General features: G+C 43.2%; 21 protein-coding genes and 1 riboswitch. Of the genes, 6 read left to right on the top strand and 15 right to left on the bottom strand.

Translation table 11 applies throughout. The features are described from left to right. Nucleotides 1-328: 328 nt before the first annotated feature. Entirely contained in the window at nucleotides 329-715 is a 387-nt protein-coding gene (locus ACE2AL_RS12595) for a YkgJ family cysteine cluster protein (protein WP_375083553.1), read from the top strand. Between the two features lie 93 nt (nucleotides 716-808). Here the strand turns inward: ACE2AL_RS12595 and ACE2AL_RS12600 are convergent, their stop codons facing one another. Next, nucleotides 809-1,813, bottom strand: a complete 1,005-nt coding sequence (locus tag ACE2AL_RS12600; RefSeq protein WP_206083987.1) for a luciferase-like monooxygenase — start codon at nucleotides 1,811-1,813, stop codon at nucleotides 809-811. Nucleotides 1,814-2,087: 274 nt separating this feature from the next. Between ACE2AL_RS12600 and ACE2AL_RS12605 the strand changes: the two genes are divergently transcribed. Next, nucleotides 2,088-2,402, top strand: a complete 315-nt coding sequence (locus ACE2AL_RS12605) for a hypothetical protein (RefSeq protein ID WP_206083986.1) — start codon at nucleotides 2,088-2,090, stop codon at nucleotides 2,400-2,402. A gap of 295 nt (nucleotides 2,403-2,697) precedes the next feature. Further along, entirely contained in the window at nucleotides 2,698-2,886 is a 189-nt protein-coding gene (locus tag ACE2AL_RS12610; protein ID WP_206083985.1) for a YegP family protein, read from the top strand. A gap of 38 nt (nucleotides 2,887-2,924) precedes the next feature. On the opposite strand, the gene ACE2AL_RS12615 is transcribed toward ACE2AL_RS12610, so the two are convergent. Together ACE2AL_RS12615 and ACE2AL_RS12620 are read right to left on the bottom strand one after the other, a co-directional pair. After that, complete coding sequence (locus tag ACE2AL_RS12615) at nucleotides 2,925-3,242, bottom strand: AzlD domain-containing protein (protein ID WP_206083984.1); 318 nt, start codon at nucleotides 3,240-3,242, stop codon at nucleotides 2,925-2,927. 2 nt (nucleotides 3,243-3,244) lie between these two features. Then, nucleotides 3,245-3,913, bottom strand: a complete 669-nt coding sequence (locus ACE2AL_RS12620; protein ID WP_375083554.1) for an AzlC family ABC transporter permease — start codon at nucleotides 3,911-3,913, stop codon at nucleotides 3,245-3,247. 81 nt (nucleotides 3,914-3,994) lie between these two features. Here ACE2AL_RS12620 and ACE2AL_RS12625 point away from each other — a divergent pair, with 81 nt between their 5' ends. After that, entirely contained in the window at nucleotides 3,995-4,555 is a 561-nt protein-coding gene (locus ACE2AL_RS12625; protein WP_206083982.1) for a helix-turn-helix domain-containing protein, read from the top strand. Nucleotides 4,556-4,621: 66 nt separating this feature from the next. Next, nucleotides 4,622-4,798 carry a DUF2526 family protein gene (locus tag ACE2AL_RS12630; RefSeq protein WP_206083981.1) on the top strand — a complete coding sequence of 59 codons (177 nt, stop codon included), beginning with the start codon at nucleotides 4,622-4,624 and terminating at the stop codon, nucleotides 4,796-4,798. Between the two features lie 89 nt (nucleotides 4,799-4,887). Here ACE2AL_RS12630 and ACE2AL_RS12635 read toward each other — a convergent pair whose 3' ends face one another. The 6 genes from ACE2AL_RS12635 to dalD form a co-directional block, all read right to left on the bottom strand. Further along, nucleotides 4,888-6,072 (bottom strand): amidohydrolase, encoded by a 1,185-nt coding sequence (locus ACE2AL_RS12635; protein WP_206083980.1) that lies wholly within the window; start codon nucleotides 6,070-6,072, stop codon nucleotides 4,888-4,890. A gap of 51 nt (nucleotides 6,073-6,123) precedes the next feature. Further along, nucleotides 6,124-7,359 (bottom strand): Zn-dependent hydrolase, encoded by a 1,236-nt coding sequence (locus ACE2AL_RS12640; protein WP_375083555.1) that lies wholly within the window; start codon nucleotides 7,357-7,359, stop codon nucleotides 6,124-6,126. A 6-nt stretch (nucleotides 7,360-7,365) separates the two neighbouring features. After that, a complete protein-coding gene (locus tag ACE2AL_RS12645) occupies nucleotides 7,366-8,589 on the bottom strand; it encodes a hypothetical protein (protein WP_206083978.1) in 1,224 nt (407 codons plus the stop codon). A gap of 611 nt (nucleotides 8,590-9,200) precedes the next feature. After that, nucleotides 9,201-10,490, bottom strand: a complete 1,290-nt coding sequence (locus ACE2AL_RS12650; protein ID WP_206083977.1) for an MFS transporter — start codon at nucleotides 10,488-10,490, stop codon at nucleotides 9,201-9,203. An 88-nt stretch (nucleotides 10,491-10,578) separates the two neighbouring features. Further along, nucleotides 10,579-12,048: a xylulokinase gene (gene xylB, locus ACE2AL_RS12655; RefSeq protein WP_206083976.1), complete on the bottom strand. Its 1,470-nt coding sequence runs from the start codon at nucleotides 12,046-12,048 to the stop codon at nucleotides 10,579-10,581. Between the two features lie 11 nt (nucleotides 12,049-12,059). Beyond that, nucleotides 12,060-13,448, bottom strand: coding sequence for a D-arabinitol 4-dehydrogenase (dalD, locus tag ACE2AL_RS12660; RefSeq protein WP_206083975.1), 1,389 nt, complete (start codon nucleotides 13,446-13,448; stop codon nucleotides 12,060-12,062). Nucleotides 13,449-13,625: 177 nt separating this feature from the next. Between dalD and ACE2AL_RS12665 the strand changes: the two genes are divergently transcribed. Further along, entirely contained in the window at nucleotides 13,626-14,576 is a 951-nt protein-coding gene (locus ACE2AL_RS12665) for a sugar-binding transcriptional regulator (RefSeq protein ID WP_272538625.1), read from the top strand. Nucleotides 14,577-14,627: 51 nt separating this feature from the next. Here the strand turns inward: ACE2AL_RS12665 and crcB are convergent, their stop codons facing one another. The 6 genes from crcB to ACE2AL_RS12695 all read right to left on the bottom strand — a co-directional run bounded on the left by crcB (nucleotide 14,628) and on the right by ACE2AL_RS12695 (nucleotide 20,872). Continuing rightward, the gene (gene crcB / locus ACE2AL_RS12670) at nucleotides 14,628-15,008 is read right to left on the bottom strand and encodes a fluoride efflux transporter CrcB (protein WP_206083973.1); all 381 of its coding nucleotides are present in this window, start codon (nucleotides 15,006-15,008) and stop codon (nucleotides 14,628-14,630) included. Between the two features lie 238 nt (nucleotides 15,009-15,246). Continuing rightward, nucleotides 15,247-15,318: riboswitch (Fluoride riboswitch) on the bottom strand. Nucleotides 15,319-15,572: 254 nt separating this feature from the next. After that, nucleotides 15,573-16,535, bottom strand: coding sequence for a sugar-binding transcriptional regulator (locus ACE2AL_RS12675; protein WP_206083972.1), 963 nt, complete (start codon nucleotides 16,533-16,535; stop codon nucleotides 15,573-15,575). A gap of 157 nt (nucleotides 16,536-16,692) precedes the next feature. Then, nucleotides 16,693-17,346 (bottom strand): dihydroxyacetone kinase subunit DhaL, encoded by a 654-nt coding sequence (dhaL, locus tag ACE2AL_RS12680; RefSeq protein WP_272538627.1) that lies wholly within the window; start codon nucleotides 17,344-17,346, stop codon nucleotides 16,693-16,695. A gap of 11 nt (nucleotides 17,347-17,357) precedes the next feature. Further along, nucleotides 17,358-18,359, bottom strand: coding sequence for a dihydroxyacetone kinase subunit DhaK (locus ACE2AL_RS12685; protein ID WP_206083970.1), 1,002 nt, complete (start codon nucleotides 18,357-18,359; stop codon nucleotides 17,358-17,360). An 11-nt stretch (nucleotides 18,360-18,370) separates the two neighbouring features. Continuing rightward, entirely contained in the window at nucleotides 18,371-19,636 is a 1,266-nt protein-coding gene (locus tag ACE2AL_RS12690) for an MFS transporter (protein ID WP_225818175.1), read from the bottom strand. 123 nt (nucleotides 19,637-19,759) lie between these two features. Then, nucleotides 19,760-20,872 carry an alcohol dehydrogenase catalytic domain-containing protein gene (locus ACE2AL_RS12695; protein ID WP_375083556.1) on the bottom strand — a complete coding sequence of 371 codons (1,113 nt, stop codon included), beginning with the start codon at nucleotides 20,870-20,872 and terminating at the stop codon, nucleotides 19,760-19,762. Nucleotides 20,873-20,956 lie beyond the last annotated feature (84 nt).

A 20,956-nucleotide genomic window follows, 5' to 3' on the forward strand; every position in this document is an offset into this window, starting at 1 on the left:
CTGCTTTGTGTTATCAGTCGAAAACCAATAAATTGATTTTCCTAATTTATTTTCAAAACCTATCCAACCTGCAGTCAAACCTAATCGGTTTGTCGGCAGTCCGAAACCTGCCGACACGGCAGGTTTTTTTATGACTGTAAATTGCCGTTTAATTTTATTTAAATCAAAAATAACTATCTAACCTAGTCTTTTCCACTAAAAACCATTGCAATTCACTGGATTTACATAAGATAATAAAATTCGAGCAACGTTTTCTTGAGCTTCCTGCTTGTGTTGCGTCAACCCGTATTCTACGGGGATATTATCAACATCAATATCTGGTTTTGTTATGTCAAATATTCATATTCTAAAAACCGACCCTTCAGAGAACCCTTGTATAAGCTGCGGTGCTTGTTGTGCCTATTTTCGTGTCTCTTTTTATTGGGCTGAGGCAGAAAGTGGCGGTGGCGTTGTGCCACAACATTTAACCGAGCAAATCACCCCTTTCATGAGCTGCATGCATGGCACCAATCAAAAGCAAAATACACGCTGTAGCGCGCTACAAGGCACGATAGGGGAATGTGTGTCTTGCTCCATTTATGCACAACGGCCTACGCCTTGTCGTGAATTTGAGCAATCTTGGCAAGATGGTATCTATAATGAGGCATGCGACCGTGCACGTGCAGCTCATGGGCTACCTCCCCTTGAACCACATCATCCACAAATCGCTTGCTAACCCGTCAATGACCCAGAGTTTTTCTGGGTTATCTCTTGATTCATTTTTAAATCAAACAATTGCTTCCCTGCAAATATCGTCCTTTCAAATAAATTAGATCAATTCATTCATAACTTGCATCGCCAGTTCAAACGAATATAGGCGCGATTGATGATCAAAAATTTGCCCATTCACCATGATTTCATCCGCTTGTGTTTGCCGTAAAATTGTTTCTAAGCCATGTCGAACTTTGGATTTATCCCCAACCAATGACATCCCAAGTGCTTGCTGAACACCATATTCTTCAGCTGGAGACCAAATATTAGCCATGTTTTCAACGGGTGGTGGTAATTGGGAGGTCTGCCCACGACGCAGCATAACAAAAGCTTGCTGCATCGAGGTAAATAAGAATTCGGCCTCACGCTGTGTATCTGCCGCAATGATATTAATACACACCATCGCATAAGGTTTTGCTAGCCTTGCCGATGGCTGGAAATTAGTGCGGTAAACCTCTAATGCTTGCAATAGCAAATCAGGGGCAAAATGGGAGGCAAATGCAAAAGGTAAGCCTAATTTTGCAGCAAGTGTCGCGCTATAAAGGCTTGATCCTAATAACCAAACAGGGATTTTTTCACCAAAACCAGGAACAGGGCGAACTCCTGGGTCAGGATTAGTCGCATCAAACCAATTGACTATCTGGGCAATATCTTGTGGGAAACTGTCAAGATCCGTGCTCATATGGCGGCGCAGAGCCTGCATCGTTTGCTGGTTACTCCCTGGTGCACGCCCTATCCCTAAATCAATACGTTCTGGGTAGAGTGTATTAAGCGTACCAAACTGCTCGGCAATCACTAAAGGTGAATGATTCGGTAGCATGATTCCTCCCGAACCTAACCGTAACAATTGCGTATTCGCAGCTAAATAGCCAATGAGTACCGATGTCGCTGCACTGGCAATCCCAGTCATATTATGGTGCTCAGCAAGCCAATAACGATGATACCCCAGTTTTTCTGCTAATTTAGCAAGGTCAAGAGAATGGGAAAAAGCCTCTTTTGCCGTTGATCCTTCAGTTATTGGAGCAAGATCGAGCAAAGAAAGAGGGATTTTTTTATCTGACATATACGCTCACTTTGTTAGGATTATGGTGATATTGAACCTAACTTACCATCCTAGTCTATTGCGTCCTTAGCCTCCACAATAGAAATCCTCATTAGCACAACTGGAATAAAAATGTAAACTTTAGTCTACTAACCCACTGTTTTTACTAAATTATGAATTAAGCATGCACAAAAAGTGCAGTAATTATGAAGCTTCAGTCAAGGGAGGTAAAAGCGATTGAGCTACGAAAAATTTTCGTGAATGATGGTTTCATCAACCAGATGAGGAAATTGAAATGAAAAAATTAAATGCAGGTTTATTCGCTTTAGCGTTAATGTCAGTGGGTTTTGCAGCAACCGCAGCGAATATGGGCAATGGTGGGAATAACAACATGCAACGCCCACATATGGGTAATCATCATAATATGGTGTACAGCGTAGCTGAACAAACCACGACGCCAAATGAAACAGTGAAAAAATTGGCGAATAATGCGCCTAAAATTGAAGATGGCAAACGCTATGTTGTAAAAGTTACTGTAATGGAAGTCCCTGAATTTACTACGAATAACACACCTGTGCCAAAACCTGCTAACGCCCCCACAGCGCAGTAAAGGGTAATATTGATTAACCTTGTTAATGGTATCGGTAAAACCTTTTTTATTGATAAGCATAACCAAATAGCATAATCAATAAGATACCGATATGCTGAAAGGACAATAAAGAGTTCTATATATCCTACGATTGCCTCTGTTTATCAGGGGCTTTTTTTTTGTAGTTCCTCTTAAATACTGTCCCCTCACTAGTAATAATACCTAACAACAGCTAATCTTATTTTAAGTGGAACGTTTTTTCTGCTTATTTCCTTATTTAGATATTTAGTTTTCCATTTAAACGCAGGAGCTTATCATGGGCTATTATGAATTGAAAAAATCCACGAAAGATGTGGCTCAGCCTTATTACTTTGTATTAAAAGCGGCTAATCATGAAATTATTGCCACCAGTGAGATGTATGCTTCTAAACAATCTGCACTGAAAGGCATCGCCTCCGTGCAAAAAAATGGGTCCTCTGAAACCATTAAAGACCTCACCGTATAATTCGTTTGCCCCTATATACCAATAGGGGCAATTTTTTATTAGATTAAGCGTAATAATGCCGTAACAGCAGCAGCAGACAATACAATAAGAATAAAGGGCTTTTTATACCAAGTAAGTACCCCTGCCACCAAAACGCCCAAAACCTTTGGCCAATCTGAAAATGCATCCCCAGCGAATAACGTCGAGGTCACTGCAACAGAAAATAAAATCACAATCGCAGCAGCAGAAAACAACACTTTACTATTTTCTGATAACACCACGCGCCCTTTAAGTAAGGCCCCTGAAGCTCGCATAAGGTATGTGCCAACAGCTAATATCATGATGCCTGTAAAAATTAACCACGGATTACCCATCATGATTATTTCCTTATATAAATAACTAAGCTCAATAGCGCCAATAAAACAGGGATACCAGCAGGTAAATAAGGAGTGGTTGCAACAGCAATCACCGCACCAATAATGGCGGTTAACCTCAATCGTTTATCTTTTAATGCGGGTAATGAAAGTGCTAAAATAATCGCAGGGAACATAGCATCCATACCGAATACGTGGGTATCATCCATAAAACTGCCTAATACCTCTCCGATAATCACCCCAAGTGGCCAACAAAGTAAAATACCGATACCACACAGCCAAAAAGCAGCACGCTTCTCTTTTTCTGTTTCTTGAGCAAGACCAAAAACCACACTTTCATCGTTCATAATGTGGTAACCCAAAAGTGCCTTCTTTCCCTTCCCTGTTAAATCACCCACTGCAAAACTAAATGGAATATGACGTGAATTAACCAGCAAACCAGCTAAAGCAGCGGAAATAGGGCTTCCCCCCGTAAAGATTACCCCGATAAATAAAAACTCAGATGCTCCCGCAAGCACTAATATTGATAGTGTTAAAGGCACCCAAAAGTCAACCCCCTGAGAATGTGCCAATGCACCGTATGAAATTCCCACAATTAAGTCAGCAAAACACACAAGAGCGATGTTTTTCACTGTGCTATTATTCAGTGTGGAATTGAATGTTGAAGTTAGCATTTCCAATCCGTTCGATATAAAATACATTTGTTCATTATGATGATCATCACGGCGAAGTGCAATCTAAATAGGATATGAAAATTGAATTTACCCACACCACCCATTGACCTTATCGCAAAAGCCCTCGCTCGCGAACGGCAAAAAAGTGGGTTGTCGCTCTCTGAACTGTCACGCAAGGCAGGCATTGCCAAGTCCACCCTGTCACAACTGGAGTCAGGCAGCGGAAACCCAAGTATTGAAACATTGTGGGCACTTTGCGTTGCGTTAGATATCCCTTTTGCACGTTTAATTGAAGAAAAACAAGAGACTGTAACCGTAATACGCCACGGTGAAGCAATTCCTGTTAGCGCAGAACACGCCAATTATTTAGCCTTTTTATTATCATCAGCCCCAGATAACTCTCGTCGCGATATTTACACTGTGATTGCACAACCAGGACGTGACCGTGTGTCAGAACCGCATATGCGAGGTGTTAGTGAGCACATTATTATCACTGCTGGTAGGGCCTTAGTCGGCCCATTAGATAACCCTATTGAGTTAGCTGTTGGGGATTATATTCACTACCCTGGTGATGACCCCCACATTATGCGCGCATTAGAACCTAATACCATGGCAGTTATGATCATCGATAAACAAAATTAATCGCATAACCATCAATGCTGTTTTGCATTATGATTACACCAAAACAAATACGTTGGAGTTGTAACTATGTCCCACTATGATGAAATTGTTAAAAAAGTGAATTTACTGCTTGATGAAAATTCCGTTCACAATATGAACGAAATGCTTATGCAGCTTTCCCATGATGCAGAACTCAACCAAGAGCAACGCTTTGAGCAGCAACAGCGCTTAAGAGAGGCTATTTTTGTGCATCATGATGTATAAGGATTTCACCCTATACTGAAACTTAATGGCTAATCAGTATAGGATGCCATGCTAATAGCAAAAACACTATTTACGAGCTTATCGTATTTTTAAAAATCCGTTTGTTGCAAGTACGCCCATGCATATTGTGCGTGCAACTCAGCACCAGTGACCATTGTGTCTTCATCAATATTAAAGCAACCATGGTGATGTGCCCATTGCGTGTCTTTTTCCGCATTTCCTGTGCCTAACAACGCGAAACAACCTGGAATATTTTCAATATAGAAACTGAAATCTTCCCCACCTGGCGTTGGTCTTTCCGTGATTAAGGATTGCTCACCAAAGGCTTCAGAAATAATAGATTGTGCCAATAACGCACTACGTTCTTCATTGATCACAGGCAACGTTCCATAGATATAATCAACCTGAGCTGTAGCTCCGTAGATGGCGGCTGTATGTTCTGCATAACGGCGAATAGCGGCTTCAATGCGATCGCGTGTCGCGATATCAAAACAGCGAACAGTACCATCCAGTACCGCATTTTCCGCAATCACGTTAAAACGCGTACCGACATCCATTTTGCCAATTGTCACAACCGCAGAATCTAATGAAGATGTTTCACGGGAAACAATAGCTTGCAAATTCATCACAAAGGCCGATGCAACAACCGCCGCGTCAATTGTAGCTTCTGGCATAGAACCATGACCGCCACGGCCTTTGAACGTGACCTTTAATAGATCCGCGGAGGCAAAACTCCCCCCTACATTACAAGAAACCTTACCTGATGGCGTTGTCGTCCAGATGTGCATCCCAAATACGTTATCGACATTTTCAATAGCACCTTGCTTGATCATCGCCAGTGCACCTTGTGCAATCTCTTCCGCAGGTTGAAAAATCAAACGCACATTACCCGCAAGCTCGTCTTTAACCTCAACCAATGCTTTCGCTGCAGTTAATAACATCGCCGTGTGGGCATCATGGCCGCACGCATGCATTTTGCCTTCAATCGTCGACTTATATTCTAAAGAATCATTAAGTTCCAACACTGGCAGTGCATCTATATCCGCACGTAATGCGACGGTTTTACCTGGTTTTCCACCTTTAATTTCAGCAATCAGACCCGTTGGCTCTGTGAGACGATATTCGATACCGATTTTGTCTAGTTCTTCAGCAATTCGCTGTGTTGTACGCACTTCTTCGAATGGCAATTCAGGGTGAGCGTGTAGATCACGACGAAAAGCAATCATCTCTGATGTGTGTTTTTTGATTGCAGCTGTAATAATTGGACTGATCATTTTTCTACCTTTACCCTTTTCAATACTGTACTTTGGTGTTTTTCTTAATTATTAACATTCAATAAGTGACTTCACAGTGGCAAACATCACGTCAACGCCACGTGCAATTTGCGCATAATCTGTCCATTCATCAGGGTGATGGCTTAACCCATTACGACTAGGCACAAAAATCAATCCTGTTTGAGTGATCCCTGCAAAAATCATCGTGTCATGCCCTGCACCACTGACCATAGTTCTAAATTTTAAATTTTGTTCACTTGCATGCTGCTGCATTAGGCCAATGATTTCATTATTTAACTCAGTTGGTTGTACATAAAGTGGTTGAATAATCTCGCTATCAATGCCTGCTGACTCACTGGTTTTTTCTGTCAGTTCAATGATTTTCTCAATGATTTTGCGCAAAGCAGTATCATTTTTTGAACGAATATCGACGCTAAATACCACTTCACTTGGGATAACATTCGCGCCATTAGGGAGAACATTGAGCCGGCCAACTGTCGCAACCGTATTGTCCCCTGCGGCTTTTGCCAGTGCTGCGATTTCGCTGATAATCTGACTTGCGCACACTAAAGCATCCGCACGCATATTCATTGGGGTTGTTCCTGCATGGCCCGCTTTGCCTGTCAGCTTAATCTCTAACTGGCTAATACCCACTATGGTCTCTACAATCCCCACATCTTCACCCGCCTGTTCAAGCACAGGGCCTTGTTCAATATGCAGCTCAAGAAATGCTTTAACATTTTTTGGGTCTAATACCGCATCCGCTGCTTTGTCTGCATTAAACCCCGCTGCAGCCATGCGTTCTGCAGCGCTGACGCCTTGCCTATCTTTAAGTTGATAGAGCTCTTTAGTACCGATTAAACCCGTGATCACACTGGATGCCATCAAACCACGGCCGAAGCTGGTGCCTTCTTCTTCCACTAGTGCGATCACTTCGAGTGGGTATTTTGGCGTTAAATTTTGTTCCCGAATACGCGCAACCACATCCAGTCCAGTCACTATCCCCGCAGGGCCATCAAACGCGCCACCATGGGGAACAGAGTCAAAATGTGAGCCAATAATCACCGCAGGCAAATCCGCTTGCAGCCCTTCTAGACGACCATAAATGTTGCCAATTGCATCTTCACGAACTTGTAAACCAAGCGCCACCATTTGCTGTTTTAAATATTGGCGGGCCTGTTTATCTTGCTCACTATAGCTCATACGCGTTGTGCCTTGGCCTGGCGTCGCGGTGTATTCTGCCAATTGTTCTAAATGACGTTGAATTCGAGATGTACTTGTTTCCATAATTATTTACCCTGCAACTGGAACAATGTAAGCGACCATAATACCCGCTAAGACAACAGACACCATGGTGACGGAAATGAAACCACCGACTAACATTGGTCCTAACATATGGCTAGTGAGAATTTGACGCTCTTTTTCGTCTTTTGTTAGTGCGTTAATCGCTTCGTTAGTAATGATGTAATCCGCTGGAAAGCCATACAGGGCAGTTAATGCCACCGCAAAAGCCATCTCTTTAGTGACACCCAACATTTTGCCAACTATCCATGACGCGAGGTACATTCCAATAACGGCGGCACTAATTAACACCACCATTGGATAAACAAGGCGCAATAACATATCTGGTGTTGCATGGTTTAAAGTATCAAAGATAAATAACATCAATGCCATGATAGCAAAACCAAACCCATTGGCTTTTTGCAGAGGTTGCCTTTCTAAGAAACCTAATGAAGATGCAATAACTCCAAATAATAAGCACAGCACGAATGGGCTGATATTCACGTAAGGTGCAGCATAAGATGATGCTAAGTAGGCCAAATACCCTACCGCTGCCAAACGTAAGAATTTGAAATAACTCGTGTTATAGTGATTAGGGATTTTTTTAAACATACGCGGCATTTCGTCTTCCGATACCACGGTTTTCACTTCGACCTCTTTGGCACCCTCTACAGAAAGTGTTTCTTCCCACTGCCCACTACGGTATTTTTCCAGTACGCGACGCCCTTCTTTTTTCAGCATCACTGCCGTCAGCGGATAACCAGCAAACCCTTGCATAACATAGATTAATATTGCAAAAACGGAGAGATCTACTAGCCCTGCTTCCGCAGCACCTTTTGACATAATCAATGAAGAAACAATACCACCTACCAATGGTGGAACAGCAACTAATACCGTATTCATATCAAACAAGGCAACACCGATAATAAAGGTGAGAAAAATAATGCCTAGAATACCCGCCAATGAAATAAGAATGGTTTTCCATTGGCGTAATAATTCTTTCAGGGACAATAAAGTGCCCATATTGGTAATTAATAAGTACATTAGGGAGACAGCAACAACCTGTGGAATACCCGCAATACTAACGATATCTTTCGGGAAGATTGTCCAATACCCTAATAGAAACAATACTGCGCACACGAAAACGGAAGGGATCCAGGCTTTGGTGCGTACAGCTATCGCATCCCCGATATATAATATTCCGACTATCAAAAACAGAGCTAACATCTGCGACATAACTTTTTCCCCGCGTATATCTTTTTATTTGTTTATTTTTTTAGTATTAGAAGCCATTAATATTAGTTAATTACTAATTTACAGCTTATTTATGAATGATAAACCATCAATATAAAGAGCATTTCGCTGCAAACATACAATTTCGCAACAAAATTCATCATAACATTGAAAATACAGATGTATAGATAACTGAACAAGATTAAATCAGGCAGGAATAATGGCAATAAACTTATTAGACAGTGAATTATTACACTGAAAAGCATTTAGACATAAATATTCTTTTATTACCGAGGCGATCCAGTAGCGTAAAATATCAACACAGACTTAATTGAGAATCAGATTCACTTTCGTTTATTTTTTAGCCTTTTAAATTATATTCTATTGCAAAAGGATCAAATTTCAATAATTCACACAATCCATGGCGGAAAAACAAAATAAACACGACCAATTTTTACATTTAAATAAAATATTATACTTAATTTTATCGTTAACTATTTTCTCTACAATTAGGACAAATAAAGGCAGATAACCCTTTATCAATGTATAGAATTATTGACAGCAAAAATAAAAAACCCATAAATCACAATTTATGGGCCATTATAAAAACAGATTTAGTTATTAGCTTGCTGCTCAGTCATCATTTTAACCGATTTAATTTTACGGTTATTCTCAAAGCCTGGCTGAGGAACTTTTATAAAGAACGTCAGAATTCCTGCAAAGATATACAACCCAGTATATGCCCAAACAACCCCGACAATATCGAAGAAAGGCAATACCAAGCTCGCAATCGCTGGGGCAGCAAAGTTACTTAAACCCGCAGATAAATTATAAATCGAAACGGCTGCGCCCTTATGGTGTGGTTCAATACTTGGGAATACCGCAGTCATTGGCACAAAGGCCGCAACAAAAATACCCAGTAAAATGGCTGGGATCAGGGCAATCGCAAAATTGTGCCCAAAGTAAACAGGTAAATAATAAAACAGCAGGCTTGAAACAGCCATACCTAAACAACCAAACCACCTGACTTGGCGGATCCAGCCGATATGTTCCCCAACAATGCCCCAAAAAATATTGGTAAAAATAGTCACAAAGAAGAACACAGCCCAAATTTGTAGCCACTCAGAAATAGTAAAGCCTAAGCGGTCAACAAATAGCAATGGCATGATAATCGCAAAGCCAAATAACGAAATCGTATTGATGATACGGATCAAGCTCGCCATAAAAATATTTTTATTGGTAAATAAGATTGTCGCTGCCCGGGATAACTCCGCCATTTTGTCTTTCATTGGCAAATCCACTTTCGAGCGGTCAACAGGGATATTACGCAAGCTAAAGTAAGCAATTATACCGCCGATTGCCACCCAACCTATCGCCATCCAAAGTGTACCTGTTTCCCCCATCATCGGGATTGAGAAACTGGGTAAATAGCTGCCGATGACGCCAATTCCCACTGAGTACATCGCCCAGAACCAGCCCGTTGCGGCCGCGAGGTGAGCACGAGGAATAACCTGCACCAACATCATCATAAAGGAATAAATAAACAGCGGGTAAGCCAACCCACGGATGCCATAAAACAGCAACATCATACTGTAGCTTTTCATACCTAAGCCAAAAGCCATAAACAGTGCATGCATGACAATCCACAAAACAAAACCGATCATCATGGCTTTTAATGGTGTGATAATTTCAGCGACCACACCCGATGCCCATGCGGCTACTGCAGCCATCAAGCCATAAACGGTGAACACCATTGCTGATTGTGTCGGCGTAAAACCTAAGTCAGTAATATGTTTCGATAAAAAAGCCATTTCAAAACCATCACCACTCATAAAAATAGCGATGGCGATAAACCCCCAGAACAAATGCTTAGGTAGACCAAGCCAATACTGCTGTTGTTCCATTGCAGTTTCCTCATTTTATGTTGTTGTTTTAATTAATTGCGAAGCGCGAGCGATAAAAGCGGTAGGTAGGGAATACCGCCTTTTCGGCCTATTGCGGCATAAGTTCTCTTGCTTGTTTTTGTTGCTGATACAATAAACGGAATACCTCAAGCCGTTGGTTAAGTACCTGTTGATTAAGAGATTGCGGCAAATAGGTGTTAAGAATGTCAGGTTTTTGACACACCTTATCCACATCGCCCCCGTCAGCTAACCATGCAAGGCGTGCAGCACCTAAAGCCCCTGAAGAACTTGCAGGGTGTGTAACGATAGGCACATTAATCACATCTGCAATGAGTTGTGCCCAAATTGGGCTGCGAGCCCCACCCCCTGTTAAGCTACAACGCGGCATTTTTGTCCCTGTTTGTTGTAATACATCCATGCCATCCGCTAAGGCAAAAGTTACCCCTTCAATCACGGCGTAACCCAACTCTGCTCGTGTTGTTTCATTGCGCAGAGCAAAAAAGGAACCTGTGGCATAAGGGTCATTGTGCGGTGTTCTTTCCCCTGAAAGATAAGGCAAAAATATCGGCGCGCGTTTTTTCTGCTCATCCGTTAATTGACCAACCTCGTCCATCAGTTGGTTTTCCGTCGTTGACAATAACTGGCAGGCCCAACGCAAGCAGTTTGCGGCACTTAACATCACACTCATTTGGTGCCAACGGTTTGGCAAGGCATGGGCAAAGGCGTGAACACCATGTTGAGGGTCGGCTTGTAGCTGGTTATTCACCACAAAAATCACCCCTGAAGTGCCAAGGGAAATCAGAGCATCTCCTTCATTAATCGCCCCGACACCTACCGCAGAAGCCGCATTATCACCACCGCCACCCGCGATAATTACATCTGCACTCAGCCCCCAATGTGAAGCTAAGTCAGCACGCAAGACACCACTTTTTTCAGCCCCTTCGACCAAAGATGGCATCTGTTCACGGGTTAAATTTGTGGCTGCTAACAATTCATCAGACCAATCACGTTTAGCGACATCAAGCCACAGTGTGCCTGACGCATCCGACATTTCACTGAGAAATTGCCCCGTCATCTTCCAGCGCAAGTAGTCCTTCGGTAACAACACTTTGCTAATTTTACTGAAAACCTGAGGCTCATGTCGCGCCACCCACAAGAGCTTCGGCGCAGTAAAACCAGGCATCACCAAGTTCGCCCCAACGGTCAGGAATTCTGGGTGCTGCTCCATCAACCACTCGCACTCTTTGGCACTACGAGTGTCATTCCATAAGATGCAATCACGTAGCACCTTGTTGTGCTTATCCAATAAAACGGCGCCATGCATTTGCCCCGATAAGCCAATCCCTTTGACTGCCGCCCACGCTTCTGGTGCTTTTTGTTTTAACGTTGCCACGACTGCATTTGTTGCCTCCCACCAGCTATCTGGGGATTGCTCCGCCCATTGAGGGTGAGGCCGTTGCACCGTCAGCGCCATATGGCTTGATGCAACAATTTCCCCTTGGCTGTTAATCAAAACCGCTTTGAGCTCAGAGGTGCCAAGGTCAATTCCAAGGTACATTGCCTTTCTCCTTACAGCGATTGCTGCGGTGATTTTAGCCAAGTGTTGATATTGGCGACCGTTTTACGTATGAGTTCATGGAATTCAGGTGAATGCGCAAGGGAACCAAAAAGCATTTCGCTCGAGACAAATTGCGTTAATGCATCTGGTGAGTTCATCATTTTTTGGTAATATTCCTCATCTAACACACCATCTTGGTATTCATAAGGCAACTCACCTTTTGCCCAGCGTTGCAAGTAAACAAAAAAGAGCGCGGGCAATACCGCCGTTGCCGCGGGCACTTGGTTACGTTGGTAACATTCTTGCAGTGTCGGTGTAATGAACCCAGGAATTTTCGATAAGCCATCAGCGGCAACACGTTGATTAGTGTCTTTAATATAAGGATTACTAAAGCGCTCGAGTACCACATCACGGTACTGTTCTAAATCCAGCGGGCTTGGCGTCAATGAAGGGATTACGTCTTGAGTGACGTAATTCCAGGCCATTTGTTTGATTGGCAATTCACGCGTGCTGTCGTCGATAAAATTCAAGCCGATTAGTGTCCCTGCCCAAGCAATACAGCTGTGACTTGCATTCAGGATTCGAATTTTAGCTTCTTCCCACGGCAGTACAGACTCCACCATTTCGACATCCACATTTTCCAATGCAGGCCGTCCGTTAATGAAATCATCTTCAATTACCCACTGAATAAAAGCCTCACCCATGACGGGTGCTTTATCGTCCCAGTTAGTGTGCTGTTTCACGCGTTCTGCCACATCAGGGGTTGGGCGAGGCGTTATTCTATCCACCATGGTATTTGGTGAACGAGTATGGTCTTTCACCCATTGGTAGAGGTCATTTTCGCCTTTTAATTGTAAGAACGATAAAAAACCATGGCGAAAACGTTCACCATTATGACGTAAGTTATCACAGTTTAATAAGGTGACTGGCTCGCCGTGGGCTGTAAGCCGTGCACGCAGGATCTCAGTTAATGCCCCATAAATTGTGATCATTTTTCCCGATAAATCTGCTTGGATATCGGGTTGCTGGACATCTAACTCATGTTGAGGAGTTAAATAATAACCTGCTTCGGTTACCGTAAAAGCGATTACGCGAGTGGCTTTATCACGGCCTTGCTCAACAAGTTGGCTTAAATTTTCATCCCAGTGCAAGATTTTGCGCACTGACGTGATTTTTTCGTAGTGGCGCTCACCTTCTGGCGAAACAGTTTCAAGGGTGTATTCGCCATTTTGCTTCGCTAAGTTATCAAGCAATGCATTTGCATCATTACGAATATTACCTAGCGCAATAGACCAGCTGTCATCGCCCTGTGCAATTAAGCGGTGTAAATACCAAGCTTGGTGAGCACGATGGAATGATCCAGCACCAATGTGCATCCATACGGATTTCTGCTTTAGCATTGTGACTCCTTAACTTAAAAGTAAATATTTGCCATTTTTATGGGCATCTGCCCGTTTGTTATATTTTAGTTTCAATCTACCAAGAATTACTGCGATAATGGTCACAGTAATAACTTTTGCCCTTTTAATAAGCAATTGCCCAGAATTACAATGATGAAAAAAGGCAGGAGAGCGTCCATGCAGAAAGAATTAAAAAAAATGGAACAAGCCGCGAGAGCCGCGTGGCTGTATTTTGTGGCAGGTAAAACGCAACAAGAAATTGCACAGGAATTGGGGCTATCACGCCAAGTCGCTCAGCGACTGATCTCTTTAGCTAAAGAGCAAGGTATGGTGCATGTGCAAATCACCCACCCTGTTACTGAATGCTTACGGCTGGCCAATGAGATACAGCAAAAATACCATCTCACCCATTGTTATGTAGTACCTTCAGGGCAACTTGATACCGATGCCACGTTGGATATGATCGCCGTTGCGGGCGCAGAATTAATGGAACAATTAATTGAGCAGGATAAACCCCAAGTTATCGGTATCGGTTCAGGTAGAACATTACGCAGCATTATAGATGCACTGCCTTACCTTGAGCTGCCTCAACACCAATGTGTCTCATTAATTGGCGCAATTGCCCGCGATAGCTCTGCAACACGTTACGATATTCCCTTACGTTTTGCAGAAAAACTGCAATGTCGCCACTATATTCTCCCCGCGCCGTTGTATGCGGACAGCCCAGAAGACAAGGCCATGTGGTGCCAACACCGCGTCTATAAAGAGGTCACTGAAAAAGGCTTAAATGCTGATATTACCTTTATTGGTATTGGAGAGGTGGGAAAGAATTGCCCACTAAATTCAGAAGGGTTTGTCACTGATGAGCAACTAGAAATGTTACTGGAAAAAGGTGTCGCGGGAGAACTCTTAGGCCACTTTATTAAAGCCAACGGTGAGCGTTTAGCCACCAGCTTAGATGACACACACACGAGTGTGCCACTATTTTCCCCTCCCATACACCCAGTGATTGCTTTTGCTGGAGGATCACATAAAACGCAAGCGATTCAAGCCGTCCTCAATGGCGGTTGGATAACGGGTTTAGTCACTGATGAAGCCACGGCTCAACATTTGTTAGCGAATGATTAGTCCAAATATTCAAGCGGCAATAATGTCGCTTGAATATTTTATTGCTCAAACTCATCCTTGAGCCAGCCAGTTATGGCATAGCATGCCAAGCAAAGTAAAGATCAACGCGCCAATCACATGAATAGCGATAGTGCTAATCGCAAAGCCCAATTTCCCTTCTTGGATGAGCACTAACACTTCTAATGAAAAGGTCGAAAAGGTGGTAAAGGCACCGCAAAAGCCTGTCACAATAAAGAGCTTATACGCGGGACTGATATTAGCACTGGCAAAATAGGAAATGGCAAAGCCGATGACGAAGCCACCAACAAGGTTAACCGCAACGGTACCAAGGGGAATATTCGGATAGAGGTGGTTCATTTTCAGGCTAACAAACCACCGAAGCCAGCCACCAAGAACAGAACCAATCGCAATTGCAAATAAAGAGGCGTACATAGAAACTTCCCATAAAGCGTTAGGAGGGATAAATGAAAGGAAAGTCTCCCTGTTATACTCTAAATAATTCGAGTGGCATGTAGGCGACAAGCAAAGATAGTTCGATGAGCATACACAAGTATGTGACTCGGCTATCGTAGTACAGTCAACACCCATGTAACTTGAAGTATTTCGAGTATCGTTCATTTATGCCCTAAATTCAGGGCACATAAACCTACGTACCCCGTCGAATTAACAGGTTAACGTAGGCATCATTAGCCCAACTGGGCGGTTTCTTAACAGCAGGAGGAATGCCATCTCCCTAAATACTTATCTTAAAATAATAAGGCAACTAATTAGGAGATGTAAACCTATTTTATAATAGATGCTATTAATAAGCCGTTAGGCACATACATCAATATGTGGCTAATGCGAATCTGCGGTTTGAATAACACGCGGGATCCATCCCCTAAAAAGTTCAAATTGCAGCTAGGCGTCAAACGAAGATATCCTTAGGAGCATACACCAGTATGTGACTAAGGTACTGACCGCAGTCAACAACACTGCGGTTTGAAGTATGACGAGCTATTGGGACATTTTTAAAATCGTCCGCACATTACTCGCACTGGTTGCGATAATATCAATCGCCCCTGTGCGCAGTGCGCCCATAATCGCCATAGATTTGGACGATTCAGAGGCAATCGCAATCACACAGGGAATTTTTCTCAGCTCATCAATACTTAAACCTATCACGCGGTCATTCATGACGGTATCCACATGCTGCCCTTGTGCATTGAAAAAATCATATCCTGCAATATCACCGATTACGCCTTGGTTTAAACTTGCATCCACGATTTCGCGGGGCGTAAACCAGCCCAGTTTGACCATATAACTATCTTCATTCATATCGCCTATACCGATTAAGGCAATATCCGCTTTACGAGCACGGTCTAGGGTTTCTTTTATGGTGCCATTTTTCATAAAAGCTTGTTTAAGTTCGTTATTTTCCACATACGCTGGGGCGTATAATGTTTCACTGGTTCCCCCAAATTTTTTAGCAAGGCGGCGGCTGATATGGTCGGCGTTTATCGAATCGCCAGGACGATGCGTACCGCCAATACCACAAATAAACCGGCAATCTTTTTCAGGTACGGCACCGCCACTATCGGCAACAACCGCCACATTACGCCCTTGCCCCACCGTGACAATCATATTATCTCGCAGTGTGGTTGATAAATAATTCGCAACCAATGTCCCCACCTGATTACGCTGTTGTTCTTCATCTGGATGATCTAACGCAATCAACGCGCGGGAAATAGGAAAACGAGAGAGTAACTGTTGCTCAAGCTGGGTACTAAAAATTGGGTGATAGCGAACATTAATTTCAACAATCCCCTCTTCTTTTGCACGCTTTAATAAGCGCCCCACCTTAATTCGCGATATTCCAAACTTATTGGCGATCTCTTCCTGTGTAATTTCATCGCGATAATACGCAATCGCAATTTCAGTCAGTAGCTCGATATCGGAAGATGCTTGTGATCTATCCATAAGGTAGTGGTTTCCTCTCAATTGGTGTTAATCGCGACAAGGATAATACGATTTTAGTATAGCGTTTCTAGTGACAATTAATAAGCGAGTTGTCAAAGACAGTGGATATAAAGCAATGTTTTCGACTCTATATCCACTAAAAAAATAGAATAAACTGTTATGCGCTGGCTAAAGTGCCATGTTTTTCAACGCTTTGGGCAAGTTGGCAAAGTAATAAACAGCAAGATGTGGCCCCTGCATCTAATACCCCACGCGAACGTTCCCCTAACCGACTCGCGCGTCCAATTTTTGCCACTAAGTCTAATGTTGAATCACGTCCTGCAATAGCCGCAGTTTGCATTGCATCTAGCGCTTGCTTGAAATCCTTACCTGCATTAGTTGCAGATTCAAACGCATTAATTGCAGGGATCAGTGTATCCATTAAGCATTTATCCCCCACGTTTGCGCTACTAATGTCTTGCAACTCCGATAAGCCGTTTTGTAGCATCGCCAGGAAATCTTGCTGTGAAAGCTCACTTTTACCTGAAATACTGTCAGACATCCCCATAAAGAAGCTGCCGTACAGTGGCCCCATCGAACCACCGATACCTTCCATTAGCGCATCCGAGATCTCTTCAAAACCTTCACTGAGGGATAATTCACGGCCTTCAATCGCTTTAGCGCATAGATTGAAACCTTTCGCCATATTAATACCGTGGTCACCATCGCCAATTGCACCATCGATTTCACTGAGGTATTCACGGTTAGACACAATGATATGGACTAAATCCAGCGTTATTTCATTACCACGTTCCGTTGAGATAACTTGCATAATGAGCTCCTTTACTTAACCTGTGTTAAACCTAATGAATACGCAGGGACATCCATCAATGTCTTTAATTCTTCATCCACTTTCATTAATGTCAGTGTGACGCCCATCATTTCGAGTGAGGTAAAATAATTGCCCACATAGTTACGCACGATACGAACGCCTTTCTCACGTAATAATTTTTCGACTTCAGCGTAATAGATGTACAACTCCATCACTGGGGTCGCACCTAACCCAGAAACCAATACGACAACCTCATCCCCTTGTTTTGCCTGCATATCGGTTAAAATTGGCGCTAACATCGTTTGTGCCATTTGCGCCGCTGATTGGATTGGCATAATTTCAATGCCTGGTTCGCCATGGTGACCGATGCCAAGCTCCATCATACCATCTTCGATATGGAAATTCGGGTGCCCCACCGCCGGAATTGTGCAAGACGTCAAACCAACACCAATTGAGTGGCAATTATTAATGGCTTTTTGTGCCGCATTAATCACCCCATCAAGGTCATAACCTTTACTTGCCGCCGCCGAGCCAACTTTCCACATTAAAATTTCACCCGCAACACCACGGCGCTTCTCTTTTTCACTTGCGGGTGCAGAGGCAACATCATCAGTCGCAACAACAGTTTTAATCTTCATACCCGCTTTTTCGGCTTTTTTCATCGCCATTTTCACGTTCATGTTGTCGCCTGCGTAGTTACCATACAAACAGGCAACACCAGCACCACTATCTGCGGCTTTGAACGCATCTAAAAAAGCCCCTGCGGTTGGTGAAGAGAAAATCTCACCGATAGCCACCGCATCTAACATGTTTTCACCCACATAACCTAAAAATGCGGGCTCATGACCTGATCCTCCCCCAGTGACAATCCCCACTTTTCCTTGGATTGGCGCCTTCGGATATTTCAGAACGCGGGCGTTATCGGTCTGCGCAAAATATTCAGGGTGCGCTTTTAAATAGCCTTGAATAGCGTCTTCAACAACTAGGTCAGGTTCATTAATGATTCTGTTCATAATTCCCTCTTTTACTTATTTTCTGGTGTTAGCTGCATTTTTGCTGACTGATCAAGAAGTTCTTGCGGTACGGTGATAAACCTCATCAATATCGCACTGAACAAATAAAGCCCTGAGAAAATCCAAATCACACCAAATGCCCCGACACTGCTAATAAATATCCCAACAAGTGCAGGACCAACGAAGGTACTGAGCCCCGCACCTAAATTCAGTACGGACATCGCAGCGCCTTTATTTTCAGGTGCGAGTGATGGCATGATGGCAGAGAGCGGTACGTAACCTGCAAGGCACGCCCCAAATAACCCAGCCGCTATCATCATCAGGGTATAGTTATGGCCGAAGTAATACGGCACGTAATAGAACATTAGGGTACAAAGCATACAACCGACGCATCCGAACCAAATCACAATATTGCGCCAACCAATACGATCACTGACGACACCGAAAATGAGGTTGAAAGCAATATTCACAGTCCAAAGTGCGGCATAGATATGTAACCATTCTGTGCGGGAAAAGCCAAAATCAGCAAGAAACATTGGCATGAAGATCACAAAACCGTAAGCCGCTGATGTATTTATGGTTCTAACAATTCCCCCTAAGCCAATTTTGGGGTTTTCAAATGCAATGGTGATCCCTTTAAACACATAGTTAAGCGACACTTTTTGTTTTGGTTGTTCGCCGCCCTCATGGTTTCGGTTAAGGGCAATCGCGATAAATGCCCCGATGGTGACAAAAATCAGCCCGCTCCATAACGTTGCCATTTCACCTAAAATCGGTAAGGCATAACTTGAATACATCACACCCAAGACACCTAACCCGCCACTGTAGACGAACCAGAAGATCCCCACGGCGGAGCCCAATTTTTTAATAGGCGCTTCATATGCCACCCAAACTAAGAAACCGTATGCAAACATTGGGTAACCGAATCCACGTAATGCATAGGTTGGGATCATGATAGATAAGCTGTTACTTGGCAGGCCAATCGATAAGAAAATGACTGAACCAATCACAAACATCACAAACCCGAAAATCATCACTCGGCGAGCAGTATAAATTTCCGCTAAAACGCCAGACAACCACGCCGCAACCGCAGCAAAAAAACCATATACGCTGAACAGTAATGAAGATTGTTCAATACTCATTCCGCGGCTAATGATAAAAGGTGAAAGCCACCCTTGTTCGAGCCCTTCCCCCATCATGAAGATAAGAACACCAAAATAGCCAAGGAGCAACTTTGGCGAAAACCCCGTTACTTTAGACAGTTTATTGATTATCATATTGTTAACCTCAGTGCGTGTTCGCTGGGCTAGGACCTGAATAACAAGCCTTGGTAGGGTGACATTTATTCAGGTCCAATTTTTCTCATTATTGTTTTATTTGCTTGTGAACCCACGACAGCATTACAGGTTCGGGTCTAAGACCACCTTGATATGCGGGTCGCCCTTCGCCATCATGGAAAAACCTTCCGCAAATTTATCTAACGGTAAAATATCCGTTACCACACCTTTTGTCGGGAAATCACCATTGCCGATACCTTCGATAACCAATGGATAGCAATATGGCGCTAAGTGAGAACCTAATAAATCCAGTTCTTTACGGTCACTGATAATGCTCCAATCAACGGTAACAGGGTCTTTAAAGACAGAGAACTCAACGAATGTACCGAGTTTACGGATCATTTTGAGTCCCTGTTCAACAGATTTCGGTGCACCAGTCGCTTCAATGTAGATGTCGCAACCATACCCTTCCGTCATCCCTTTAATGATTTTGTCCACATCATCACGTTTAGGGTTCAGAACCATATCTGCGCCAAATTCTTTAGCGAGTTCTAATCGCTTATCGAATAAATCCAGTACCACTAATTTGCCTGCACCCGATTTTTTGATTGCACCAATCATGCCTAAACCAAGCGTTCCTGCGCCCGAAAGCACCACAACATCGCCCAGTTTCACATTCGCGCGTTGTACTGCATGCAATGAACAGGCATACGGCTCAATCAAAATTGCGTCTTCAATCGGCATATCCACAGGCACATGGTAGTTGATGGCTTCTTTAGTAAATTTCATATACTGAGCCATACCGCCATTGACATTATTCTGGAAACCATACAGGTCGTGTTTTTCACACATCCAATATTCACCCCGTTTACAGAAACGGCATTCCCAGCAAGGAACTATTTGCTCGGAGATTACGCGGTCACCTAATGCAAAACCTTCTACTTTTGAGCCAAAGCCAACAACGTGGCCGATAAATTCGTGCCCTGGGATCATGGGCGCTTTAATATAGGCAGGTTGCTCAGCATCTCCCCAAAAGCTTGGAGCTCCTTCAAACGCTTTCACATCACCAGCACAAATCCCGCACGCTTCGACGCGAACTAATATTTCTTCTTCACCAATTTTTGGAACATCGACAGTTTCTAAACGGTAATCTTTCGGTGCATAAGCCACTACCGCTTTCATTTTTTCTGGAATGCCTTCGCTCATCGTGGCTTTTGGATCACAGTGTTCACACATAGTTTTACCCTCGGCGGTTTGTTAAATGAACATAAGTTCAATGAAGATACAAATTAACCATACCTTCTTTTAATCATCGATGCA

Source organism: Providencia xihuensis (assembly GCF_041953405.1).
GTDB lineage: Bacteria > Pseudomonadota > Gammaproteobacteria > Enterobacterales > Enterobacteriaceae > Providencia > Providencia vermicola.